General features: G+C 71.3%; 15 protein-coding genes. All 15 read left to right on the forward strand.

All coding sequences use genetic code 11. The features are described from left to right. The first annotated feature begins 472 nt into the window (after positions 1 to 472). The 15 genes from ACJQWL_RS05265 to ACJQWL_RS05335 all read left to right on the forward strand — a co-directional run bounded on the left by ACJQWL_RS05265 (position 473) and on the right by ACJQWL_RS05335 (position 15,509). Entirely contained in the window at positions 473 to 952 is a 480-nt protein-coding gene (locus ACJQWL_RS05265; protein ID WP_330969827.1) for a flagellar basal body-associated FliL family protein, read from the forward strand. Between the two features lie 34 nt (positions 953 to 986). Further along, positions 987 to 1,994, forward strand: a complete 1,008-nt coding sequence (fliM, locus tag ACJQWL_RS05270; protein WP_330969828.1) for a flagellar motor switch protein FliM — start codon at positions 987 to 989, stop codon at positions 1,992 to 1,994. After that, positions 1,991 to 2,323: a flagellar motor switch protein FliN gene (gene fliN / locus ACJQWL_RS05275; protein WP_223676909.1), complete on the forward strand. Its 333-nt coding sequence runs from the start codon at positions 1,991 to 1,993 to the stop codon at positions 2,321 to 2,323. The genes fliM and fliN overlap by 4 nt, the downstream gene beginning before the upstream one ends. A 449-nt stretch (positions 2,324 to 2,772) precedes the next feature. Next, positions 2,773 to 3,162 (forward strand): flagellar biosynthetic protein FliO, encoded by a 390-nt coding sequence (gene fliO / locus ACJQWL_RS05280; RefSeq protein ID WP_330969834.1) that lies wholly within the window; start codon positions 2,773 to 2,775, stop codon positions 3,160 to 3,162. Further along, on the forward strand, positions 3,159 to 3,971 hold the full coding sequence (gene fliP, locus ACJQWL_RS05285; protein ID WP_330969829.1) for a flagellar type III secretion system pore protein FliP: 813 nt from the start codon (positions 3,159 to 3,161) through the stop codon (positions 3,969 to 3,971). Before fliO ends, fliP begins: the two co-directional genes overlap by 4 nt. A gap of 10 nt (positions 3,972 to 3,981) precedes the next feature. After that, positions 3,982 to 4,251 carry a flagellar biosynthetic protein FliQ gene (locus ACJQWL_RS05290; protein ID WP_330969830.1) on the forward strand — a complete coding sequence of 90 codons (270 nt, stop codon included), beginning with the start codon at positions 3,982 to 3,984 and terminating at the stop codon, positions 4,249 to 4,251. Between the two features lie 26 nt (positions 4,252 to 4,277). Next, complete coding sequence (gene fliR, locus ACJQWL_RS05295) at positions 4,278 to 5,066, forward strand: flagellar biosynthetic protein FliR (RefSeq protein WP_330969831.1); 789 nt, start codon at positions 4,278 to 4,280, stop codon at positions 5,064 to 5,066. 609 nt (positions 5,067 to 5,675) lie between these two features. After that, positions 5,676 to 6,836, forward strand: coding sequence for a flagellar biosynthesis protein FlhB (gene flhB, locus ACJQWL_RS05300; RefSeq protein ID WP_330969832.1), 1,161 nt, complete (start codon positions 5,676 to 5,678; stop codon positions 6,834 to 6,836). Next, positions 6,833 to 8,908, forward strand: a complete 2,076-nt coding sequence (flhA, locus tag ACJQWL_RS05305) for a flagellar biosynthesis protein FlhA (RefSeq protein ID WP_330969833.1) — start codon at positions 6,833 to 6,835, stop codon at positions 8,906 to 8,908. The genes flhB and flhA overlap by 4 nt, the downstream gene beginning before the upstream one ends. A 178-nt stretch (positions 8,909 to 9,086) precedes the next feature. Then, positions 9,087 to 10,997 (forward strand): flagellar biosynthesis GTPase FlhF, encoded by a 1,911-nt coding sequence (gene flhF / locus ACJQWL_RS05310; protein ID WP_411300754.1) that lies wholly within the window; start codon positions 9,087 to 9,089, stop codon positions 10,995 to 10,997. Positions 10,998 to 11,049: 52 nt separating this feature from the next. Next, complete coding sequence (locus ACJQWL_RS05315) at positions 11,050 to 11,892, forward strand: MinD/ParA family protein (RefSeq protein ID WP_330969972.1); 843 nt, start codon at positions 11,050 to 11,052, stop codon at positions 11,890 to 11,892. After that, entirely contained in the window at positions 11,889 to 12,635 is a 747-nt protein-coding gene (locus ACJQWL_RS05320; protein WP_330969968.1) for an RNA polymerase sigma factor FliA, read from the forward strand. Before ACJQWL_RS05315 ends, ACJQWL_RS05320 begins: the two co-directional genes overlap by 4 nt. A gap of 90 nt (positions 12,636 to 12,725) precedes the next feature. Next, complete coding sequence (gene cheY / locus ACJQWL_RS05325; RefSeq protein ID WP_330969969.1) at positions 12,726 to 13,118, forward strand: chemotaxis response regulator CheY; 393 nt, start codon at positions 12,726 to 12,728, stop codon at positions 13,116 to 13,118. After that, positions 13,115 to 13,732, forward strand: a complete 618-nt coding sequence (locus tag ACJQWL_RS05330) for a protein phosphatase CheZ (RefSeq protein WP_330969970.1) — start codon at positions 13,115 to 13,117, stop codon at positions 13,730 to 13,732. Before cheY ends, ACJQWL_RS05330 begins: the two co-directional genes overlap by 4 nt. A gap of 1 nt (position 13,733) precedes the next feature. Then, positions 13,734 to 15,509, forward strand: coding sequence for a chemotaxis protein CheA (locus ACJQWL_RS05335; protein ID WP_411300755.1), 1,776 nt, complete (start codon positions 13,734 to 13,736; stop codon positions 15,507 to 15,509). Positions 15,510 to 15,547: the final 38 nt, after the last annotated feature.

The raw sequence follows: 15,547 nt of genomic DNA on the forward strand, positions 1-15,547 counted from the left end.
ACCTGGCCCCTGTAGGAGCGACGTAAGTCGCGACCGCGCAACTCCGGGCAGCGACGATTCGCGACTGACGTCGCTCCTACAACGGCGCCGACGCGGCAGCTGCCGGAAAGGCGCCCCTGACCGGCCCCCTGTAGGAGCGACGTAAGTCGCGACCGCGCAACTCCGGGCAGCGACGCATCGCGACTGACGTCGCTCCTACAACCGCGCCGACGCGGCAGCTGGCGGAAAGGCGCCCCTGACCGGCCCCCTGTAGGAGCGACGTAAGTCGCGACCGCGCAACTCCGGGCAGCGACGATTCGGGACTGAAGCCGCTCCTACAGGGGCTCCGGCCGCAACCGACCGGGCGTCGGAATTCCGCCACGCCGGCGACACGCCCGTTCAGCCGATACCCGTCAAAACCCCGGCACCCACCCCCCGGGCACCCCGGCACGCCGCTTGCACAGACCGGGCATCCCCGATGGAGGTGCACCGCGTGTCCGCCCAGCCGATCCCCGAAAAGCGCTCCCGGCGCAAGCTGATCCTGATCCTCACCACCGTGCTGGTGCTCGGCGCGGCCGGCGCTGGCGGCTGGTGGTGGTGGTCCGGGCAGGCCCAGGCTGGAGGGGCCGACGCCGCCGCCGCGGCCGCCAAGGCCCCGGCGTTGTACTTCGCGCTGGAGCCGGCGTTCGTGGTCAACCTGGTCGATGCCCAGGTGGTGCGCTACCTGCAGGCCGACGTCCAGCTGATGACCCGCGACGCGGAAACCGCGACCGCACTGGAGGCGCATGCCCCGGCGGTGCGCAACCGCTTGCTGCTGCTGTTCGGCCAGCAGTCCGCCACCCAGCTGGCCCAGCGCACCGCCAAGGAGCGGCTGCAGGAGCAGGCGCTGGCCGAGGTGCGCGACGTACTCAAGGCGGAGGGCGCGGCCGACCGGGTCGAAGCCGTCTACTTCACCAGCCTGGTCACGCAGTGACCCCCGTCGCGAACGCCGCGAACCAGGAGCCCGCATGAGCGCCGACCTGCTCTCGCAAGACGAAATCGACGCCCTGCTGCATGGCGTCGACAGCGGCGCGGTCGACACCGCGGACGCGCCCGCCGAACCCGGCGAGGCCCGCACCTACGACTTCGCCAGCCAGGACCGCATCGTCCGCGGCCGCCTGCCGACGCTGGAGATGATCAACGAGCGTTTCGCCCGCACCTGGCGGATCGGCCTGTTCAACCTGCTGCGCCGCTCGGCGGACCTGTCGGTGCGCGGCGTGGACCTGGTGCGCTTCGGCGAGTACATGCACTCGCTGCAGGTGCCGACCAACCTCAACCTGGTGAAGATGAAGCCGCTGCGCGGCACCGCGCTGGTGGTCTACGAGCCGCGCCTGGTGTTCACCGTGGTGGACAACTTCTTCGGCGGCAACGGCAAGTACCACACCCGCATCGAGGGCCGCGAGTTCACGCCCACCGAGATGCGCGTGATCCAGCTGCTGCTCAAGCAGACCTTCGCCGACCTGGTGGATGCGTGGGCGCCGGTGATGCCGGTGGAGTTCGAGTACATGAACTCCGAGGTCAACCCGCACTTCGCCAACATCATCAGCCCGCGCGAGTACATCGTGGTCAGCCGCTTCCATGTCGAACTGGAAGGCGGCGGCGGCGAGTTCCACGTCTCGTTCCCCTACTCGATGCTCGAGCCGATCCGCGAGCAACTCGATGCCGGCGTGCAGTCCGATCGCATCGAAAAGGACGAGGGCTGGACCAACGCCATGCGTCGCCAGCTGCAGGATGCGGAGGTCGAGCTCAGCAGCGCCATCGCCCAGCGCTCGATCAGCCTGCGCGAACTCAGCCGGCTCAAGGTCGGCGACGTGATCCCGATCGAACTGCCCGCCAGCGTCATGCTCAACGTGGAACAGGTTCCGCTGTTCTCCGGCGAGTTCGGTACGCACAACGGCAAGAACGCCATCAAGGTCACGCAGGTGCATGCCGCGCGACCCACTCCCACCCTGGACAGCCTCGTGCCCACGCCATGAATACAGCCGTTTCCGCCGACGACCGCGCCGCCTTCGACGCGCTGACCCCCGACGCCGCCGCCGGCGCCGACATGAACCTGGACGTGATCCTGGACGTGTCGGTGTCGCTGTCGCTGGAGGTCGGGCGCACCCGCATCCCGATCCGCAACCTGCTGCAGCTCAACCAGGGCTCGGTCGTCGAACTCGAACGCGCCGCGGGCGAACCGCTGGACGTGTTCGTCAACGGCACCCTGATCGCCCAGGGCGAGGTGGTGGTGGTGAACGACCGCTTCGGGGTGCGCCTGACCGACGTGGTCAGCCCCTCCGAACGCATCAAGCGCCTGCGCTGATGCGCCGCGCGCACGCCCGCGACGCGTTGCGTTGCCTGCTGGTGCTGGCGTTGGCCGCCGGCGGCAGCGCGTGCGCGAGCGTGCCCGGTGCGCGGGCTTCGACATCACTGCCTGCACCGGTAGCCGCGCAGGCCCCCATGGCCCATGCCCTGACCGGGCCCGGTGCCGCTGCGGCCGCCCCGGCGCGGGATGCGGCGCGTGCAGTGGCCGAACCGGCAACCCTCGCGACCGCAGCGCCGCCCGTCGTCGCCCCGTCGGATGCAGCCAAGGCCCCGGCCCCCGATGCGGCAACCAGCCCGTCGACCGCGCCAGCCAACACGATCGTCGCGACCCCGTCCGCAGCCGCCGATGCATCCACGGCTGCAGCCGCCCCGGGTGCGTCCGTCGAAGGTGGCGTGCTTCATGACACCCCCACTGCGGATGCCAGCGGTGCGCAGGCACCTGTCACCCTGCCGCGCACGCCGACCGCCACACCGGCAACGCCTCGCACCGCCACCACGCCCACGCCCGCCCCGGCCTCCACCGCCGGCAGCGTCGCCGGCAGCCTGTTCGCACTGCTGCTGGTGGTCGGCCTGATCCTGGGCCTGGCGTGGCTGGCCAAGCGGCTGCCCGGCGCGGCCGGCGGCGGTGCCAACGGCGCCTTGCGCGTGGTCGCCTCGGTCCCGCTGGGGCAGCGCGAGCGTGCGGTCGTGGTCGACGTCGGCGGCACCCAGTTGCTGCTGGGCGTGGGCCCCGGCGGCACCCGCACCCTGCACACCCTGGCCGAGCCGTTGCCGCAGGCGGATGCCCCGCCCCCGTTCGCGCAACTGCTGGCCCAGCATTTCGGAAAGAAGCCATGAGCCGTTGCCTGCCTTCCCTGCGTGGCGTGCTGGCCGGGCTGCTGTTGCTGGCGACGCTGCTGCTGGCCGCCGCGCCCGTGATGGCCCAGACCGCGCCGGCACCGGCCGACCCGGCCGCCGCCGCGCAGTCCACGCCATCGTTGCCGGCGGTGACGGTGGGCGAGATCGGCGGCGAACCGGTCAGCCTGCAGTTGCAGGTGCTGCTGCTGATGACCGGCATCACCCTGCTGCCGGCGGCGCTGCTGGGGCTGACCGCCTTCACCCGGATCATCATCGTGCTGGCCCTGCTGCGGCAGGCGCTGGGCACCGGCCAGACCCCGAGCAACCAGGTGCTGCTGGCACTGGCGCTGTTCCTCACCGCGATGGTGATGATGCCGGTGTTCGACCAGGCCTGGGCGGCGGGCATCTCGCCGTACCTCAACGACCAGATGGACTTCAAGGCCGCGTGGGACGCCGCGTCCGCGCCATTCCGCGGCTTCATGCTGGCGCAGGTGCGCGAGAACGACCTGATGACCTTCGCCGGGCTGTCCAACTCCGGCCCGTACGCGACGCCACAGGACGTCCCGTTCGGGGTGCTGGCCGCCTCGTTCCTGACCAGCGAGCTGAAGACCGCCTTCGAGATCGCGTTCCTGGTCTACATCCCGTTCGTGATCATCGACCTGGTGGTGGCCAGCGTGCTGATGTCGATGGGCATGATGATGCTCTCGCCGATGATGATCTCGGCCCCCTTCAAGATCCTGCTGTTCGTGCTGGTGGACGGCTGGGTGCTGGTGGTCGGCTCGCTCGCCGCCAGCTTCAATCCCGCCTGAGGCCGCCGACATGACCCCCGAAACCGCCCTCACCGAGATCGGCCGCGGCCTGCAGATGGCACTGCTGATGGGCGCACCGCCCCTGCTGGCGGTGCTGGTGGTCGGCGTGGTGGTGGGCATCGTCCAGGCCGCCACCCAGGTCAACGAACAGACCATCGCCTTCGTGGTCAAGGCCATCGCCCTGGCCGGCACGCTGGCCATCACCGGCCACTTCCTGCTGGGCAAGCTGGTGAGCTTCACCATCGACCTGTTCCAGCGGATCCCGCACCTGATCGGGTAGCGGCAGGGGCGACCCACCACCGACACATGGACACCGTCACCCTGACCACCGCCAGCGGCGTCAACCTGTTCGCACTGCTTGCCACCGTGCTGTGGACGGCGTTGCGGATCGGCGCGGTGGTGATGGTGATGCCGATGCTCAGCGGGCGCGGGATGCCGGTGCGCGCGCGGATGATGGTCACCCTGGCGCTGGCCGGCGCGCTGTCCACGCTGCTGCCCACGCCACCGGCCGCCGCGGTCGATGCGACCACCTTCATCACCGTGCTGCGCGAGCTGGTCGTGGGGGTCGCCATCGGGATGATGCTGCGGCTTGCGTTCGAGGCCGGGCGCTTTGCCGGCGAGCTGGTCAGCCAGGGCATGGGCCTGTCGTTCGCGACCATGGCCGACCCCTTGAGCGGCGCGTCCTCGCCGGTGCTGGCGCAGTGGTTCTACCTGGCATTCGGGCTGCTGTTCTTCGCGCTGGACGCGCACCTGGCGCTGGTGGAACTGCTGATGGGCAGTTACCAGGCGCTGCCGATCGGCCAGCCGATGGCCGACCGCAACGAGATGCTGGCCGGCGTACCGGCGTTCTTCGGGACCTGCCTGCAGGCCGGGCTGCTGCTGGCGCTGCCGGTGATGATGGCGCTGCTGGCGGTCAACCTCGCCTTCGGCGTGCTGTCGCGCGCGGCGTCCGCGCTCAATCCCATCGCCATCGGCCTGCCGGTGGCGCTGCTGGTCGGCCTGCTGCTGATCGGCCTGCTCATGCGCCATGTGCAGGCGCCGGTCGAGCAGCTGTTCGGCGATGCGTTCTTGGCCGCGCAGGGCCTGACGCCGTAGCTCGTGTGTAGAGCGGCTCCAGCCGCGAACGCGTATCCCCCTACGCGTTGTAGGAGCGACGTAAGTCGCGACCGGACCGCCCGGTGGAGGCGCGATCGCGACTTACGTCGCTCCTACAAAGGAAACCGATTCGTCGTTCGCGGCCGAAGCGGCTCTTGCAGGGGAGCGGTTCGCGCGGGGAGGCCTACGTGGCGACCGCCCCTGTTCGGCGAGGCGTTCATGGCGGCCAGAGGTCTGACGCCGTAGCTCCGATGTAGGAGCGGCTCCAGCCGCGAACGCGTATCCCCCTACGCGTTGTAGGAGCGACGTGAGTCGCGACCGGACCGCCCGGTGCAGGCGCGATCGCGACTTACGTCGCTCCTACAAAGGAAACCGATTCGTCGTTCGCGGCTCAAGCCGCTCCCGCAGGGGGAGCGGTTCGCGCGGGGAGGCCTACGTGGCGACCGCCCCTCCACGCGGCGGCGCGATCGCGACTTACGTCGCTCCTACAAAGGAAACCGGTTGGCGCTTGGCGGCTGAAGCGGCGCCTGCAGGGAAGCGGTTCGCGCTGGAACGGGCCTTGCAGCGCTGGAGGCATCGCCCCCACGGGCCACGCAGACCCCGCGCGACATGGCCGAGCAGGAACAGGAAGACCGCACCGAGGAACCGACCGAAAAACGCCTGCGCGAAGCGCGCGAGAAGGGCGACGTCCCGCGATCGCGCGAGCTGGCCAACGTCGCGGTGCTGGGCGTGACCACGCTGGCGGTGATGTCGCTGGCCGCCAACACCGGCGATGCCGCCCAGGGCTGGCTGCGCCAGGCACTGATGGTGGACCCGGCGATGCTGGGCCAGTCCGACCGCCTGATCCCGCATGCCGGCGCGCTGCTGGCCGGGCTGATGATGCCGGTGCTGCCGATCATCGGCGCCGCGCTGGCCGCGTGCTTCATCGCCCCGGCGCTGATGGGCGGGCTGCGGTTCTCCAACAAGGCCCTGCAACCGGATTTCAAGCGCCTCAACCCGCTGTCGGGCCTCAAGCGCATCTACGGCAAGGAAGGCCTGGCCGAACTGCTGCGCTCGCTGCTGCGCGTGGTGCTGATCATCGGCGTGGGCGGGGCGGTGGTGTGGGCGGCGTTCGACGACATGCTGGCGATGCCGCGCATGTCGCTGCAATCGGCCGTCGGCACCGGACTGGACACCGCGCTGACCGCGCTGCTGGCCATGGCCGGCTCGCTGGGACTGCTGGCCGCCATCGACGTGCCGTGGCAGCGCTGGCAGCACCGCAGCAAGTTGAAGATGACCAAGCAGGAAATCCGCGACGAGCTCAAGCAGACCGAGGGCAATCCGGAAATCAAGGCGCGCGTGCGCCAGGTGGCGCGGCAGATGTCGCAGCGCCGGATGATGGAGGCCGTGCCCACCGCCGACGTGGTGGTGATGAACCCGACCCACTACGCGGTCGCGCTCAAGTACGACCCGGCCAACATGCGCGCGCCCAAGGTGGTCGCCAAGGGCGTGGACGAACTGGCCCTGCTGATCCGCGCTGCCGCCCAGCGCCACCGCATCGCCGTGCTGGAGGCGCCGCCGCTGGCACGCGCCTTGTATCGGACCGCGCAGGTCGATCAGGAAATCCCGGTGAAACTCTACGCCGCCGTTGCACAGGTGCTGTCCTACGTGTTCCAGCTGCGCCGCTGGCACCCCGCCCACGGCCCCGCGCCCGAACTGGCGTCGGTCGGCCTGGGCGAGGCCGAGGCCGACGGCCGCCCCGACGATGACGCCGGGGCGCCGACGCGATGAGTGCGCTGCAGGGACGGTTCGCCGGCGTCGGCTCGGCGGTACGCAGCGGCGCGGCCGCGCCGCTGGTGGTGATGGCGATGCTGGCGATGGTCATCGTGCCGCTGTCGCCGCTGATGCTGGACATGCTGTTCACCATCAACATCGCGCTGTCGCTGGTGGTGATGCTGGCGGTGGTCTACGTCAAGCGTCCGCTGGAATTCTCGATCTTCCCCAGCGTGCTGCTGATGGTCACCCTGCTGCGGCTGGCGCTGAACGTGGCCTCCACCCGCGTGGTGCTGCTCAACGGCCACCAGGGCGAGGCCGCCGCCGGCAACGTCATCGAGTCGTTCGGCCAATTCGTCATCGGCGGCAGCTACGCGGTGGGCATCGTGGTGTTCGCGATCCTGACCATCGTCAACTTCGTGGTGGTCACCAAGGGCGCCGGGCGCATCTCCGAGGTGTCGGCGCGCTTCATCCTCGACGCCCTGCCCGGCAAGCAGATGGCGATCGACGCCGACCTCAATGCCGGCCTGCTGACCCGCGAGGACGCCAAGGCGCGCCGCCAGGAAGTGCGCGAAGAGGCCGACTTCTACGGCTCGATGGACGGTGCCAGCAAGTTCGTCCGCGGCGATGCCATCGCCGGCATCCTGATCCTGGTCATCAACCTGGTCGGCGGCCTGCTGATCGGCATGCTCCAGCACGACATGGCCTTCGGCGATGCCGCGCGGGTGTACACGCTGCTGGCCATCGGCGACGGCCTGGTCGCGCAGATCCCGGCGCTGCTGGTGGCCACCGCGGTGGCGATGCTGGTCACCCGCTCCACCTCCGAGCAGGAGATGGGCGAGGCGGTGCAGGGCCAGATGTTCGGCCACGGCCGCGCCCTGACCGTTGCCGCGCTGCTGATGGGCATCATCGGGGTGATCCCGGGCATGCCCAACCTGCCGTTCCTGATCCTGGCCGCGGCGCTGGGCTACGCCGCGTGGCGGCTGCACAAGCGCAAGGCCGCCGAGGCCGAGGCGCCCACCCCCGAGGCCACCGCCGCCGCGCAGGCGAACTCGCCGTTGGCCGAGCTGAGCTGGGACGAGGTGCGCCCGGTCGAACCGCTGGGCCTGGAAGTCGGCTACCGGCTGATCCCGATGGTCGACAAGACCCAGGGCGGCGAGCTGCTGGCCCGCCTCAAGGGCGTGCGCCGCAAGCTCACCCAGGACCTGGGCTTCCTGATCCCGGCCGTGCACGTGCGCGACAACCTTGAGCTCGCCCCCGGCCAGTACCGGGTTCTGGTGCACGGGGTGCCCGTGGCCACCGGCGACCTGCACCCGGACCGCGAACTGGCACTGGACCCGGGCCGCGTGTTCGGCCCGCTGGAGGGCATCCCGGGCAAGGACCCGGCGTTCGGCCTGGACGCGGTGTGGATCCCCACCAGCCAGCGCGCGCATGCCGAGTCGCTGGGCTACACGGTGGTGGACGCCTCCACCGTGGTCGCCACCCACCTCTCGCACCTGGTGCGCGAACGGGCCTCCGAGCTGCTCGGCCACGACGAGGTGCAGCAGCTGCTGGCCAGTGTCGGAAAGTCCACGCCGCGACTCGTCGAGGATTTGACGCCCAAGCTGCTGCCGCTGTCGGTGGTGGTGCGGGTGCTGCAGTCGCTGCTGGTCGAGCGCGTGCCGTTGCGGCAGATGCGCCAGATCGTCGAGGCGTTGCTCGACCACGGCGCCCACAGCCAGGACCCCGCCGTGCTGACGGCCGCGGTCCGCACCGCGCTGGGCCGGTTCATCGTCCAGGAAATCAACGGCCTGGCCCCGGAACTGCCGGTCTACACGCTGGCGCCGGCACTGGAACGGGTGTTGCAGGACTCGGTCAGCGGGCAAGGCGCCGCGATGGAACCGGGACTGGCCGAACGGCTACACCAGAACCTGAGCGATTGCGTCATCCGCCAGGAAGGCCGCGGCGAGCCCGCGGTGCTGCTGGTCCCCGGCGGCATCCGCGCCACGATCGCCCGCCTCGTCCGCCACAGCGTGCCGGCCCTGTCGGTCCTGGCCTACGGCGAAGTGCCGGAGGACAAGAAGCTGCGGCTGGTGGGGAACGTGGGCTGAGTGGGGCGAACGGCGAACGGGTACGGGTAACGCGGAACAGGGAATGACCGGGAGCGCAGGCACATGAGTTGCAGGACACACATCGAAGCGCCGCCAGGCACCGGACCACCCGCGCCGCGACGCCCCACCCGCTCCACCCCGCAGCCCCACGTCCCCAACCACCAGCCCGGTCACTGACATGCGAATCAAACGCTTCATCGCCCCCGACATGCGCGCCGCGCTGAAGATGGTCCGCGACGAGCAGGGCCCGGACGCGGTCATCCTCTCCAACCGCCCGACCGAGGGCGGCATCGAGGTGGTCGCGGCCACCGACTACGACGAGGCGCTGGTGCAGCAGGCACTGCGACTTGCGGCCCCGACCCTGAAGCCGCTGCAGGCCAGGGTGATCGAGCCCGCACCGGTCCCGGCAGCCGCACCGGCGCCCACGCCGGCCCCGGTGGCCGTAGCTGCGGCCGCGACCGTTCCCGCCTTCGCCGCCGGCGTTCCCGCACCGGCCGCCCCGGCCGCGGCAATCGCCCAGCGCAACAGCCTGGCCAGCCGCGCCCTGTCGGTATTCGGCCTGGGCGGCGACAGCGCACGCGAGGCCGCTGGCGAGCCGACCCTGGCCGAACTGGTGTCCGGCAGCGAGGCGAGCGCGACCGGCGCGACGGCGACGGCACCGGTCGCGGTGCCCATGACGGCACCGACCCGCACCCAGCGCTTCGACGAAATGATGGCGGCGTTGGCACCGATGGCCGACGACGCACCTACGCACCGCCACGGCACGCTCGCCGCGCCGGCCGCGGCCAAGGTCCCCGCGCGGGAACCGCTGGTCGCCGATGACGTGAAGGTGTCGCTGTCCCAAGCGGCATCGCCTGCCCACGCCGGGCAGCGGCCATCCGCGCCGGCCGTTGCACGCACCGCACCCGGCGCGCGTCCCGCAACGCCCGCCGCCAACCAATCCGATGCCGCCCCGGTCGCCCCGGCAACGCAGGACGACACCCCTGACACCACCCCTGACACCACCGCTGACACCGCGCCCCTCGCCCGCACCGCGCTGGAGCTGGAACCGGCCCCGCGCCGCGCCCGGGTCTCCCCCGCCGTTGAATTGTCACTGGCGCCGATGGAAGCGGATCGCCCGGCCACGCCGTCGACCTGCAACGACGACACCCCGCTGCTGCAGATCGTCGCCGGCCGCGACCTGGACCCGACCGTCACCGCGATGCGCGACGAGCTCTCGGCGATGCGCCAACTGATCGAACGCGAGATGGGCCAGTTCGCGGTGGAGCGCATGCGCGGCTCGCCGGCGCGTGCCGCCGCCTACGACACGCTGGTCGGCTATGGCTGCGAGGACCACCTGGCGCAGGCGGTCGCGGCCAGGATCGACCCGCAGCTGGACCCGGCCAAGGTGCACGCACCGATGCTGGCGCACCTGGCGCAGATGCTGACCGTGGCCCGCGCCGAACCCATCGACGACGGTGGGGTGATCGCGCTGATCGGACCGACCGGCGCCGGCAAGACCACCACCCTGGCCAAGCTGGCCGCCCGCTACGCCCAGCGCCACCGCGCGCGTGACGTCGCCCTGGTCACCACCGACACCGAACGTGCCGGCGCCCGCGAGCAACTGCAGGCGCACGGCCGGCGGATGGGCATCACCGTATGCGAGGCCGACGGACCCGAAGGCCTGGCCGAGACCCTCGACCAGCTGGGCGACTACCCGCTGGTGCTGGTCGATACCGCCGGCTATGCCGCGCGCGACCGCGCCCTGCTCGGCCAGATGACCTGGCTGCGCGCCACCCGCGACGTGCGCTGCCTGCTGGCCCTGCCGGCCACCGCGCACCCGGCCGACCTCAACGAGGTGGTCCGCCGCTACCGCATGGCCGCGCCCGAAGCCGTGGTGCTGACCAAGCTCGACGAGACCGGCCGCCTGGGCGGCGTGCTCTCGGTGGCGGTGCGCAACGGCTTGAACCTGGCCTACACCACCGACGGCCAGCACGTCCCCACCGCGCTGGATGCCGCCGACGCCTCGCGCCTGGTGCTGCAGCTGGAGCACCTGCGGCGCGCCGCCAACAACCCCCTGCTCACCGAGGACCGTCATGCAACCGCCTGACCCCAACGCCCTGCCTGCCGGTCCCGCCGCCCACCCCCACAACGTGATCCCCATGACCCCGCCCACCGCCACCGCCCCCGTCCGCGTGATCGCCGTCGCCAGTGGCAAGGGCGGCGTCGGCAAGACCAGCGTCTCGGTCAACCTGGCCATGGCCCTGCTCAACGCCGGCCAGCGCACGCTGCTGCTGGACACCGACCTGGGGCTGGCCAACGTCGACGTGATGCTCGGGCTGTCGCCGCGCTTCACCCTGGCCGACGTCTTCGCCGGCCGCTGTGACCTGCGCGACACGGTGATCGAAGGCCCGCGCGGGCTGTGGGTGGTGCCCGCCGCCAGCGGCAAGCGGCACATGACCGAACTCACCCCGCAGCAGCACGTCGGGCTGGTGCATGCCTTCAGCGAGCTGGACCTGCCGATCGACACCATGGTGGTCGACAACGCCGCCGGCATCGCCGATGGCGTGCTGACCTTCTGCCAGGCCGCCCAGGACGTGATCGTGGTGGTCTGCGACGAGCCGGCCTCGGTCACCGACGCCTACGCGCTGATCAAGGTGCTCAACCGCGAGCGCGGGGTGAACCGCGTGCAGGTACTGGCCAACCAGGTGCAGCACCCGGCCGAGGGCAGGCAGCTGTTCGAGAAGCTCGAGCGCGTCAGCGCCCGGTTCCTCGACGTGACCCTGGGCTACCTGGGCGCGATCCCGCGCGATGAATGGCTGCGCCGCTCCATCCAGCGCCAGGAAGCGGTGGTCGAGGCGTTCCCGTCGGCACCCTCGTCGGTGGCCTTCCGCGACATCGCGCGTCGCGCCGGCCAGTGGCAGTCGCCGCAGGGCCCGCGCGGGCACGTCGAATTCTTCATCGAGCGGCTGGTGTCGCCGCAACCACGGAGTGCCACCGCATGAGCACCGCCGCCGCCACCTACCGCGCCCACCAGAACGGCGGGGCCGACGACATCGTCGAGCGCCACGGCGAACTGGTCCGGCGCATCGCCCACCACCTGGCCGCGCGCCTGCCGTCCAGCGTCGAGGTCGATGACCTGATCCAGGCCGGGATGCTGGGCCTGATCGACGCGGCCCGCAATTTCCAGGCCGACCAGGGCGCGGCGTTCGAGACCTATGCCTCGATCCGCATCCGCGGCGCGATGATCGACGAGATCCGCCGCGGCGACTGGGTGCCGCGCTCGGTCCACCGCCGCTACCGCGACGTGGTCTCGGCGACCCGCGAGGTCGAGCAGGCCACCGGCCGTGCCGCCACCGCGCAGGAAGTCGCCAGCGCGCTGGGCGTGTCGCTGGACGAATACCACCGCATGCTCGAGGACGCCGCACGCGGGCAGCTGATCAGCCTGGACTCGCATGCCGAGGAACACGACGGCGAACCGCGCCTGGCCTCGCGCAGCGGCGCCACCCCGGCGCGCGAGTTCGAGCACGACGCCTTCCGCCACGCCCTGGGCGGCGCCATCGGCGACCTGCCCGAGCGCGAGCAACTGGTGCTGTCGCTGTACTACGAGCAGGAGCTGAACCTGCGCGAGATCGGCGCGGTGCTGTCGATCAGCGAGTCGCGCGTCTGCCAGATCCATGGCCAGGCCATGTTGCGCCTGCGCGCCCGCCTGGGCGAGTGGAAGGGCGAGGCCGACAACGACGAGTAACCGTTTCGCCCCTCCCGGAAAGGGAGGTCCAGGGATCAAGAAACCCCTCCCGCGGCCGATAGGTCCTTCAGGAACACCCCCGAGCCCCGTATGGACAAGAACATCCGCATCCTCATCGTCGACGACTTCTCGACCATGCGCCGCATCGTCAAGAACCTGCTCAACGACCTTGGATTCTTCAACACCACCGAAGCCGACGACGGCACCACCGCACTGGTGGAGCTGCGCAAGGGCCCGTTCGACCTGGTGATCACCGACTGGAACATGCCCGGCATGCCCGGCATCGACCTGCTCAAGGCGATCCGCTCCGATGCCGGCCTGTCGAAAGTCCCGGTGCTGATGGTGACCGCCGAGGCCAAGCGCGAGCAGATCATCGAGGCCGCGCAGGCGGGCGTCAGCGGCTACGTCATCAAGCCGTTCACCGCCGGCACGCTCAGCGACAAGCTCGAGAAGATCTTCGAGCGGCTGGAGACCGCGGCGTGAATGCGGACGCCGCGGCCGTCTCCGGCGTCCCCACCGACCGGAACGACATCACCCGGCGCCTGCACCAGGCGCTGTGGGCGATGGAGCACGACGACGCCGACGGCTGGCGCGAGCATGTCGATGCGCTGATCGAGTGGCGCACGCAGCCGTTCGTGCAGGGCCTGACCCGGCTCGCGCGCGAACTGGAATCGGCACTGGGCGAAGGCACCGGCGGGTCGGGAGCATCGTTGCCCGATGCGTGCTCGCGGCTGGAGCACGTGGTCACGCTGACCGAGAACGCCAGCATGCACACGCTGGACCTGATCCAGGAGTGCGGCCAGCTGCTGTCCACGCTGCCGGCCGGCGACGACGCATCCGCCGGGGTCGTGGCCGGCATCCGCAGCCGGCTCAGCGAGATGACCGCCGCGCAGGGCTACCAGGACCTCACCGGGCAGATCATCCTGCGCGTGGTCGAACTGGTGCGCGCGGTGCACGCCGGCCTGGGCGACGTCACCGACGGCGCGGCGCCGCTGCAGCTGTCCAACCGCGGCAACGGGCCGTCCGTGGCCGGGCTGGACGAGGCGCCGGCGACCCAGGACGACGCCAACCAGCTGCTGTCTTCGCTGGGCATCTGAGATGGGCGGGCTCGACAACGACATCTGCGCCGACTTCCTGGTCGAGGCCCGCGAGATCCTCGACCAGCTGGGCGAGCAGATGGTCACGCTCGAGCACGCGCCGGACGACCGCGACGGCCTCAACGCCGTGTTCCGCGGGTTCCACACCATCAAGGGCGGCGCCGGCTTCCTCGACATCCAGCCGATGGTGGTGCTGTGCCACGCAGTGGAGGACCGTTTCGACGCCGCGCGCAGCGGCACGCTGCCGCTGGACCCGGACACCTTCGACGGCGCGCAGCAGTCGGTCGACCTGCTGATGGACATGCTCGATTGCGTCGCCGCCGGCACCGAGCCCGCGCCGGTGCCGGACATCCTGCTGGCCAGCCTGCGGATGGAGCGCGCGCCCGCCGCGGCCACGCCCGACCTGCTGGCCCACATCACCGACGACGACCTGGCCGACCTGGATTTCGACGCGCTGCTCGACAGCCTGCACGGCAAGGGCACCGTGCCCGGCGCCCCGGCACCCGCCGTTGCGACGGCCGAGCCCGCGCCGCGCGCGACCGCGCCGGTGGACAACGTCACCCCGATCAGCGCCGCCACGCCGCGCAAGCCACCCGACCCCGCCGACGCCACCGTCCGCGTCGACGTGCGCCGGCTGGACGCGATGGTCAACCTGGTCGGCGAGCTGGTGCTCGTTCGCAACCGCCTCAAGACCATCCGCCCGCGCCTGCGCGACGAGGACCTGGACCGCGTGGTCACCGCGCTGGACGCCTCCACCTCGCGCCTGCAGTCGGCGGTGATGATGGCGCGCATGCAGCCGGTGGGCCGCGTGTTCTCCCGCTTCCCCAAGCTGGTGCGCGACATCGCGCGGCAGCTGGACAAGACCGTCGAGCTGGACGTGGTCGGCGCCGACACCGAGCTGGACCGCAACCTGGTCGAGGCGCTGTCGGACCCGCTGCTGCACCTGGTGCGCAACGCCATCGACCACGGCATCGAGTCGCCCGACGCGCGACGTGCCGCCGGCAAGCCGGAAACCGGGCACGTGCGGCTGGCGGCGCAGCAGGAGGGCGACCACGTCGCCATCGAGGTGCGTGACGACGGCGCCGGCATCGACCCCGACCGCATCCGCGACAGCGCGGTGCGCAAGGGCCTGATCGACCCGGAGGCCGCCGCGCGCCTGTCGACCGACGAATGCCTGCACCTGGTGTTCCTGCCCGGCTTCTCCACCCGCGCCGAGGTCAGCGACCTGTCGGGCCGCGGGGTGGGCATGGACGTGGTGCAGTCGAAGATCCGCGAGCTCTCCGGCGAGGTCCAGATCCAGTCATCGCCGGGCGTGGGCAGCCGCTTCCTGATCCGCGTGCCGCTGACCCTGGCGATCCTTCCGACGCTGCTGGTGGAGATCGACGAGGACGTCTACGCGCTGCCGCTGGTGCGCGTGGTCGAAGTGCTGGCGCACCGCACCGGCGAGCCGATGTGGATCGACGGCCAGCGCGTGCTGGACCTGCGCGAGGAGCCGCTGCCGTTGCTGTCGATGCGCGACTGGCTCGGCGCCGGCGCACCGCCCGATGGCCTGAGCACCGGCGTGGTGCTGCAGTCGGGCGAGCAACGCTTCTGCCTGGACGTGGACCGCGTGCGCGGCCGCGAGGAAGTGGTGATCAAGGCCCTGCCCCGCACCCTGCGCGGGTTGCCCGGGTATGCCGGCGCCAGCCTGATCGGCGATGGCCGCATGGCCCTGGTGCTGGACGTGGACGCGCTGTACCGCACGGGCATCAAGTCGCCGACGCGGCTGATCGCCTGAGCCGCGGCCTGGCGGCCAGCAGCAAACCCCCCTGCCGG

Source organism: Novilysobacter viscosus, assembly GCF_046600715.1.
In the GTDB taxonomy this organism is placed as follows: Bacteria; Pseudomonadota; Gammaproteobacteria; order Xanthomonadales; family Xanthomonadaceae; genus Lysobacter_C; species Lysobacter_C viscosus.

What these genes read in the sequence shown, in the direction of transcription:
- fliM (WP_330969828.1), top strand. Translation starts at nt 987, where the DNA reads ATGAGCGCCGACCTGCTCTCGCAAGACGAAATCGACGCCCTGCTGCAT.
- fliN (WP_223676909.1), top strand. Translation starts at nt 1,991, where the DNA reads ATGAATACAGCCGTTTCCGCCGACGACCGCGCCGCCTTCGACGCGCTG.
- fliP (WP_330969829.1), top strand. Translation starts at nt 3,159, where the DNA reads ATGAGCCGTTGCCTGCCTTCCCTGCGTGGCGTGCTGGCCGGGCTGCTG.
- ACJQWL_RS05290 (WP_330969830.1), top strand. Translation starts at nt 3,982, where the DNA reads ATGACCCCCGAAACCGCCCTCACCGAGATCGGCCGCGGCCTGCAGATG.
- fliR (WP_330969831.1), top strand. Translation starts at nt 4,278, where the DNA reads ATGGACACCGTCACCCTGACCACCGCCAGCGGCGTCAACCTGTTCGCA.
- flhB (WP_330969832.1), top strand. Translation starts at nt 5,676, where the DNA reads ATGGCCGAGCAGGAACAGGAAGACCGCACCGAGGAACCGACCGAAAAA.
- flhA (WP_330969833.1), top strand. Translation starts at nt 6,833, where the DNA reads ATGAGTGCGCTGCAGGGACGGTTCGCCGGCGTCGGCTCGGCGGTACGC.
- flhF (WP_411300754.1), top strand. Translation starts at nt 9,087, where the DNA reads ATGCGAATCAAACGCTTCATCGCCCCCGACATGCGCGCCGCGCTGAAG.
- ACJQWL_RS05315 (WP_330969972.1), top strand. Translation starts at nt 11,050, where the DNA reads ATGACCCCGCCCACCGCCACCGCCCCCGTCCGCGTGATCGCCGTCGCC.
- ACJQWL_RS05320 (WP_330969968.1), top strand. Translation starts at nt 11,889, where the DNA reads ATGAGCACCGCCGCCGCCACCTACCGCGCCCACCAGAACGGCGGGGCC.
- cheY (WP_330969969.1), top strand. Translation starts at nt 12,726, where the DNA reads ATGGACAAGAACATCCGCATCCTCATCGTCGACGACTTCTCGACCATG.
- ACJQWL_RS05335 (WP_411300755.1), top strand. Translation starts at nt 13,734, where the DNA reads ATGGGCGGGCTCGACAACGACATCTGCGCCGACTTCCTGGTCGAGGCC.